The organism is Ruegeria sp. BHSA162 (assembly GCF_059613385.1).
The window spans coordinates 1-7005 of sequence record NZ_JBXWSK010000118.1 but is presented as its reverse complement, the minus strand read 5'-3'; the positions used below and the strand labels follow the sequence as shown (position 1 = coordinate 7005).

The window sequence follows — 7005 nt, the reverse complement described above, 5'->3', positions numbered from 1 at the left end:
CGTGCCAACGGATGTGTCACCCGAAGTCCGATCGCTTGTAACTGCTGTCTTGGCGGATCTGGAGCGGGAGGCGAAGGGCGTGAGGATTGCCGAGCGGATTCGCTCCGGCTTTGAAGTGGCTATCGTCGGCCCACCGAACGCGGGTAAGTCGACCTTGCTGAATGCACTTGCGGGCCGGGAGGCGGCAATTACTTCGGAAAATGCTGGCACAACCCGTGATATTATCGAGGTGCGGATGGACCTGGCAGGCTTGCCGGTCACGTTGCTGGATACGGCCGGGTTGCGCGAAACCGAGGACCACGTAGAGGGTCTTGGGATCGCTCTGGCCAGAAAGCGGGCGGAAAATGCCGACCTTCGCGTATTTCTGACCGAGGACCCGCAAGCTTTGGGAATCGGTATGCAATCAGGCGACATCCAGGTTTTGCCGAAATCCGACCTTCGTTCAGACGGGACCGATGGTGTATCGGGGAAGACAGGTCAGGGAATAGACGGCCTGATCCACAACATATCGGTGGTTCTGAAAGAGCGAACCGCAACTTCTGGTATTGCCACCCGGGAACGCCATCGTGTTGCAATGCTGAAATCTTCGGCCGCTCTGTCCGAAGCGCTCAGGGTTCTGGATTCCGGCCCGGACCTGTACGATATTGCAGCAGAAGAGCTGCGAACCGCCATCCGCGCATTGGAGTCTTTGGTCGGTCGAGTAGATGTGGAAAATCTGCTGGACGAAATTTTCGCCAGCTTTTGTTTGGGTAAATGAGGAGTGTTTCACGTGAAACATTCGGAGTTTGACGTCGTCGTGATCGGAGCGGGGCATGCGGGGGCCGAGGCGGCCCATGCCGCGGCCCGGATGGGTGCTCAGACAGCTTTGGTGACACTTTCGGAAGCCGACATCGGCGTCATGTCGTGCAATCCGGCGATCGGTGGACTTGGAAAAGGCCACCTGGTTCGAGAGATCGACGCGCTGGACGGCGTTATGGGGCGGGTTGCAGACCGGGCGGGAATCCAGTTCCGCCTTCTGAATCGCCGTAAAGGGCCCGCCGTACAAGGGCCTCGTGCGCAGGCCGACCGTGCGCTGTACCGGGCTGCAATGCAACAGGAAACAAAGGTGCGCAAGAACCTCGAAGTCATTACAGGAGAGGTCATAGATTTCAGAATGGACGGTCATCGCGTTGCGGGGGTGGTTCTGTCCGATGGATCTGAAATCCCGGCGAAAGCGGTTATTCTAACCTCGGGAACGTTTCTGCGGGGCGTGATCCATATCGGCGATGTTCAGAGGCCCGGAGGCCGTATGGGCGACAGGCCGTCTGTACGACTGGCTGAGCGGTTGGATAGCTATGACCTGCCGATGGCGCGGCTGAAAACCGGGACACCCCCGCGCCTAGATGGGCGCACGATCGACTGGGACGGATTGGAACGGCAGGACGGTGATGATGACCCGACCATGTTCTCATTCTTGTCCAAAACACCGGTGGCGCCGCAGATATCTTGCGGCATCACTCACACGAACGCCCGAACCCATGAAATCATCGAGAAGAACCTGAGTCGCTCTGCGATGTATGGGGGGCATATCGAGGGAGTAGGGCCGCGATATTGCCCTTCGATCGAAGACAAGATCGTTCGGTTTGCGGATAAGGACTCTCATCAGATTTTCCTAGAGCCTGAGGGGGTCAATGACCACACTGTGTATCCAAACGGGATTTCGACTTCGCTGCCGCAGGATGTCCAAGTCGAGTATGTCCGATCCATCAAAGGCCTTGAGTCTGCAGAGATCTTACAGCCGGGCTACGCCATTGAATACGACTATGTGGACCCGCGTGTGTTGAACGCGTCCTTGGCCTTGCCGGATATCCCGGGACTATATCTTGCGGGGCAGATCAATGGAACCACAGGATATGAGGAGGCGGCCGCTCAGGGCTTAGTCGCAGGCCTGAATGCCGCGCTGGAAGTTCAGGGGCGAGATGCAATTCATTTTACCCGAGCCAATAGCTATATTGGTGTGATGATTGACGATCTGACCACACGGGGTGTAGCGGAACCGTATCGGATGTTCACCTCGCGCGCCGAGTTCCGTCTGTCCTTGCGCGCGGACAATGCGGATCAACGCCTTACGCCGCAAGGCCTGGAAATTGGGTGTATATCGGATCATCGTCGCCTGGCTTTTGAAACAAAAATGGAAAAGCTGGGTGCTGTGAAGTCAGTACTGACCGAACGGACCTATACACCCAAGGAAATCCGCGCAGCTGGCATCGAAGTAAATCAGGATGGTAACCGCAGGGACGGAATGGCAGTCTTGGCGTTTCCGAACGTGTGCTTCGAGGACCTTGTGCCGCTGATCCAGCAGTTGGAGGATGTCGACCAAGACACCCGTCGGCAGATCGAAAGGGACGCGCTCTACGCTAACTATATAGCTCGGCAACAACGAGACGTTGAAGCCATGAAGCGCGACGAAATCTATGCCATACCCGCGGATTTTGACTATTCCTCGCTCACAGGTCTTTCGAATGAGTTGAAACAGAAGCTGTCAGCCGCGCGACCGGCAAACATTGCCCAGGCGAGCCGCGTGGAGGGTGTTACGCCTGCTGCTTTGACCTTGGTACTGGCAAAACTCAGAAGCAGTCAGAGAGCAAAAAAGGCATGAACGGCGACTCGTGCGCTTCGCCCGATGGCTTGAGTGTTTCACGTGAAACATTCGAAAAGCTGTCAATCTTTGTCGATCTTCTGCGGAAGTGGAATCCAAAGATTAACTTGGTTTCGCGCAGCACTCTGCCTGAAGTTTGGTCGCGGCACGTAAAGGACTCGATCCAGGTCTTTCATTTGGTTGAGCCGAAGAATCACTGGGTCGACCTAGGAAGCGGTGGCGGATTTCCCGGGTTGGTCTGCGCGATACTGGCCGCTGAAGCTTCGCCTGAGACGGAATTTACCCTGGTTGAGAGCGATCAGAGAAAATCGGCGTTTTTGCGCACCGTCATCCGCGAAACCAAGGCCAACTGCTCGGTGATTTCAAAACGGATTGAGGCTGTTGATCCTTTGGGCGCTGATGTCCTTTCCGCAAGGGCGCTCGCGGACCTGACGACTTTATTGTCATTTTGTGACAGGCATTTAAAGGAAGATGGAGTGGCCGTGTTTCCCAAAGGCGCCACCTGGAAAAAAGAAATCGACGCGGCCCAACGGGAATGGAATTTTACCACGGAGACAGCTAATAGTTTAACTGACCCCCAGGCTGTCATCCTGAAGATCAAAGGAGTCTCACGTGGTTGATCTGTCGCGCCCTGCAGGACCTCGTATCATGGCGGTTGCCAATCAGAAGGGTGGGGTTGGCAAGACCACGACAGCGATCAATCTGGCGGCGGGTTTGGCCGAGGCAGGATGCAAGGTTCTGGTCGTGGATCTGGACCCGCAGGGAAATGCGTCCACCGGGCTTGGGGTCGAGGATCGTGATTGGACCACGTATGATTTGATCCTGGACGAGGCGCCCTTGGAGGCCGTCGTGCAGGAAACCGAAATCGAAAACCTCAATATCGTTCCGGCCACGGTTGACCTCAGCTCGGCAGATATTGAGCTGATCTCGAATGAAAAACGCAGCTACTTGCTGCACGACGCGCTCAGGCAACCGGCGATCGACAAATTCGGTTTTGACTTCGTTCTGATCGACTGCCCGCCGTCCCTCAATCTGCTGACAGTCAACGCAATGGTGGCGGCGCATTCGGTGTTGGTTCCGTTGCAAAGCGAGTTCTTTGCGCTGGAAGGCCTTTCGCAACTGATGCTGACGATCCGAGAGGTTCGCCAGTCCGCGAATCCAGACCTCAGAATCGAAGGTATTGTGTTGACTATGTATGACAACCGCAACAACTTGTCCCGGCAGGTCGAAAAGGATGCGCGTGACAATCTGGGAGAGATGGTATTTAAAACCAAGATACCCAGAAATGTCCGGGTCAGCGAAGCGCCGTCATTTGCACTTCCGGTCCTTCAATATGACTCGGGGTCTCTGGGGGCGATGGCGTACCGGCATCTGGCACGCGAAATCATGCAAAAGAACAAGAAAGTGGCTGCCTGAGCGGCTGTCAGGAGGGCGAAGTGAGCGCCAGAAAAGGAAAACCTCGCGGATTGGGGCGCGGCTTGTCCGCCTTGATGGCGGACGTATCACAGGATCCTGAGGGCCGGGTTACGGTTGAACCACGTCGGCCGGACATGAAGGTTCCGATCGAGAAGCTGCGGGCCAACCCGAATCAGCCGCGCCGCACATTCTCGCAGGATCAACTGGACGAGCTTGCTGCCTCGGTCAAAGAGAAAGGGATCATCCAGCCCCTGATCGTTCGCCCGGTCGGCGGCGGCGAATATGAAATCGTCGCGGGTGAGCGCCGCTGGCGCGCCGCGCAGATGGCGCAGTTGCACGACATTCCGGTCATCGTGCGCGAATTCGACGACACCGAAGTACTTGAAGTCGCCATCATCGAAAACATCCAGCGGGCAGATCTGAACGCAGTGGAGGAGGCCGCTGGCTACAAGCAATTGATGGATCGGTTCGGCCACACCCAGGAAAAGTTGGCCGAAGCCCTGGGCAAAAGCCGCAGCCATATTGCCAACCTTCTGAGGCTTTTGTCACTGCCGGGTGACGTTCAAGCCCTTGTTATTGAAGGTAAAATCTCGGCCGGGCACGCGCGCGCCCTTATCACTGCGGATAATCCGTCCGAACTGGCAAAAATTGTCGTGAAAGACGGCTTGTCAGTCCGCGCGACCGAAGCGCTGGTCAAGAAGCAGCAACAGGGCGACAAAGATCGTCCCGCACCGCGGTCGCGTGACCTCAATGCAGGCAAGGACGCAGATACGCGGGTTTTGGAAAAAGACCTTTCCGCGATTCTGGCGATGAAGGTGGTCATCAACCACAAGCCCGGAACCGAGACCGGGCAGGTCGTGCTGACCTATGAAAACCTGGATCAACTGGATGATCTCTGCGCAAAGCTCAGCCGTTAGGGCGTGACCAGATAAAGATCATCACCGCGCCCAAGGTCACGGCCTGAATAATCAGGACATGGCTGGGCACAGAGACCAGAACCGACAAACCAAAGACGGCGGCAACCGACAGGGTCGCCGCCTTTTTTGCGGCTGGCCGGATCGCGCCCGAGGTTTGCCAATCAAGGATTAACGGACCGAAGGTTCGGTGAGACATCAGCCAGTTGTGCAGACGGGAAGAAGAGCGCGCGAAACAGAAGGCGGCCAACAGTAGGAACGGAACGGTGGGCAGCAGGGGCAGGGCAACGCCGATCATGGCCAAGGCGACGCAGAGCAATCCAAATGTGGCCCACAAATAGTGCATGACTAATCCAGCAACTCACGGATCACCGCATTGAGAACCGCGCGGCCGTCAGCAGTGGCGGAAACGCGGGGGCCGTCTTGGGCGATCATTCCGATGTCCTGCAGGTAGCCCAGTTTGCGTTGCGGCAAAGGGTGCCCGGACAGGCAATTGAAACGGTCCATATCTAAACCCTCAGTCAAGCGAAGGCACATCATGAGGTATTCATTCGCTTGTTCTTCGGCGGTCAGCGGGGTCCGCAGCTTTTCGCCATTTCCTTGCGTGGCAGCATTCAGCCACGCGGTCGGAGCCAAATGGGTTTCGGTTGCGATCCGTTGGCCGTTCACCGTGATCCTTCCATGTGCGCCCGGTCCGATGCCGACATAATCGCCATAGCGCCAATAGATCAGGTTGTGCCGAGACTCGGCCCCGGGAACAGCGTGGTTCGACACCTCGTAGGCGGGCATGCCGTGGGCTTCGCAGATCTCTTGCGTGGCCAGATACATATCGGCTGCGTTGTCGTCCTCGGGCAGGCCACGCAGCTTGCCGACAGAGTAGCGGTCGCCGAATGCGGTGCCGGCCTCGATGGTCAGCTGGTACAGCGACAGATGGTCGATCGTCATCGACAGCGCCTCGGTCAGCTCGGCGCGCCAGGCTTCAAGCGTCTGGTACTGGCGGGCATAGATCAGGTCAAAGCTGACCCGGTCGAAACAGGTGCGGGCGATGTCGAAGGCCGCGCGTGCCTCGGCCACGCTGTGGATGCGGCCCAGCCGCCGCAGATCTTCGTCATTCATCGCCTGAATGCCCATCGAGATCCGGTTCACGCCCGCATCGCGATAGGCGGCGAACCGTCCGGCGTCGACCGAGCCGGGATTGGCCTCGAGCGTGATTTCCATGTCATTGGCGGGCCGCCAAAGGCTGCGGGCGGTGTCGATCACGGCGGCAACGGTTTCGGGCGCCATAAGCGACGGGGTGCCGCCGCCAAAGAAGATCGTGTTCAGAACCCGGTCGGGGGTTTCGGCGGCCGAGCGCTTCAGTTCGGACAGATAGGCGTCAAGCCATTGTTTTTGATTAATATTTCTGGAAACATGGCTGTTGAAATCGCAATAGGGGCACTTGGCCTCGCAAAAGGGCCAATGCACGTACAGGCCAAAGCCCCCGTTGCGCCAATCATCCGCCAAAGCAGCCTTTCACGAACAGCTCGACCGCGCGACCACGATGGCTGATCTTGTTCTTTTCCCAGCGATCCATCTCGGCAAAGGTAATGTCGAATCCTTCAGGGACGAACATCGGATCATAGCCGAACCCGTCCTTGCCGCGGATCGGCCAGACCAGATGACCGGGTGCGACGCCCTCAAACACCTCGTCATGGCCGTCGGGCCAAGCCAGTACCAGCGTGCAGCGGAACTGGGCAGTGCGAGGATGCGGGGCGTTGCGCGCCTCAAGCTCGGCGTGGGCGCGGGTCATGGCCATCAGGAAATCGCGGCCATTTCCGGTTTCGGCCCAGTCGGCGGTGTACACGCCCGGCGCGCCGTCCAGCGCATCGATGGTGATACCGGAATCGTCGGACAGGGCGGGCAGGCCGGTGGCCTGTGCGGCGGCGTGGGCCTTGATGCGCGCGTTGCCGACGAACGTGTCCTCGGTCTCTTCGGGTTCGGGCAGGTTCATCTCGGCCGCGCCCACGACGGTCACGCCAAAGGGCTCGAGCAGATGGG

At 58.1% G+C, this 7005-nt stretch carries 8 protein-coding genes; 5 read left to right on the top strand and 3 right to left on the bottom strand.

Annotated elements, in window-relative coordinates:
- The 5 genes from AC2FM5_RS18765 to AC2FM5_RS18745 all read left to right on the top strand — a co-directional run.
- Positions 1-757: GTPase (locus AC2FM5_RS18765; protein ID WP_496737427.1), on the top strand; the 757-nt coding region annotated here is incomplete at its 5' end.
- Between the two features lie 12 nt (positions 758-769).
- Positions 770-2638: a tRNA uridine-5-carboxymethylaminomethyl(34) synthesis enzyme MnmG gene (gene mnmG / locus AC2FM5_RS18760; RefSeq protein WP_496737425.1), complete on the top strand. Its 1869-nt coding sequence runs from the start codon at positions 770-772 to the stop codon at positions 2636-2638.
- Positions 2635-3258 carry a 16S rRNA (guanine(527)-N(7))-methyltransferase RsmG gene (gene rsmG / locus AC2FM5_RS18755; RefSeq protein WP_496737423.1) on the top strand — a complete coding sequence of 208 codons (624 nt, stop codon included), beginning with the start codon at positions 2635-2637 and terminating at the stop codon, positions 3256-3258. Before mnmG ends, rsmG begins: the two co-directional genes overlap by 4 nt.
- On the top strand, positions 3251-4054 hold the full coding sequence (locus AC2FM5_RS18750) for a ParA family protein (RefSeq protein ID WP_496737421.1): 804 nt from the start codon (positions 3251-3253) through the stop codon (positions 4052-4054). Before rsmG ends, AC2FM5_RS18750 begins: the two co-directional genes overlap by 8 nt.
- A 20-nt stretch (positions 4055-4074) precedes the next feature.
- Complete coding sequence (locus AC2FM5_RS18745) at positions 4075-4971, top strand: ParB/RepB/Spo0J family partition protein (protein ID WP_496737419.1); 897 nt, start codon at positions 4075-4077, stop codon at positions 4969-4971.
- Here AC2FM5_RS18745 and AC2FM5_RS18740 read toward each other — a convergent pair.
- The 3 genes from AC2FM5_RS18740 to AC2FM5_RS18730 form a co-directional block, all read right to left on the bottom strand.
- Complete coding sequence (locus AC2FM5_RS18740; RefSeq protein ID WP_170361108.1) at positions 4961-5314, bottom strand: YbaN family protein; 354 nt, start codon at positions 5312-5314, stop codon at positions 4961-4963. The genes AC2FM5_RS18745 and AC2FM5_RS18740 overlap by 11 nt on opposite strands.
- Before the next feature lie 2 nt (positions 5315-5316).
- Entirely contained in the window at positions 5317-6471 is a 1155-nt protein-coding gene (gene hemW / locus AC2FM5_RS18735; RefSeq protein WP_170391382.1) for a radical SAM family heme chaperone HemW, read from the bottom strand.
- A partial coding sequence (locus AC2FM5_RS18730; protein ID WP_496737416.1) for a non-canonical purine NTP pyrophosphatase occupies positions 6461-7005 on the bottom strand: 545 nt, incomplete at its 5' end. The genes hemW and AC2FM5_RS18730, both read right to left, overlap by 11 nt.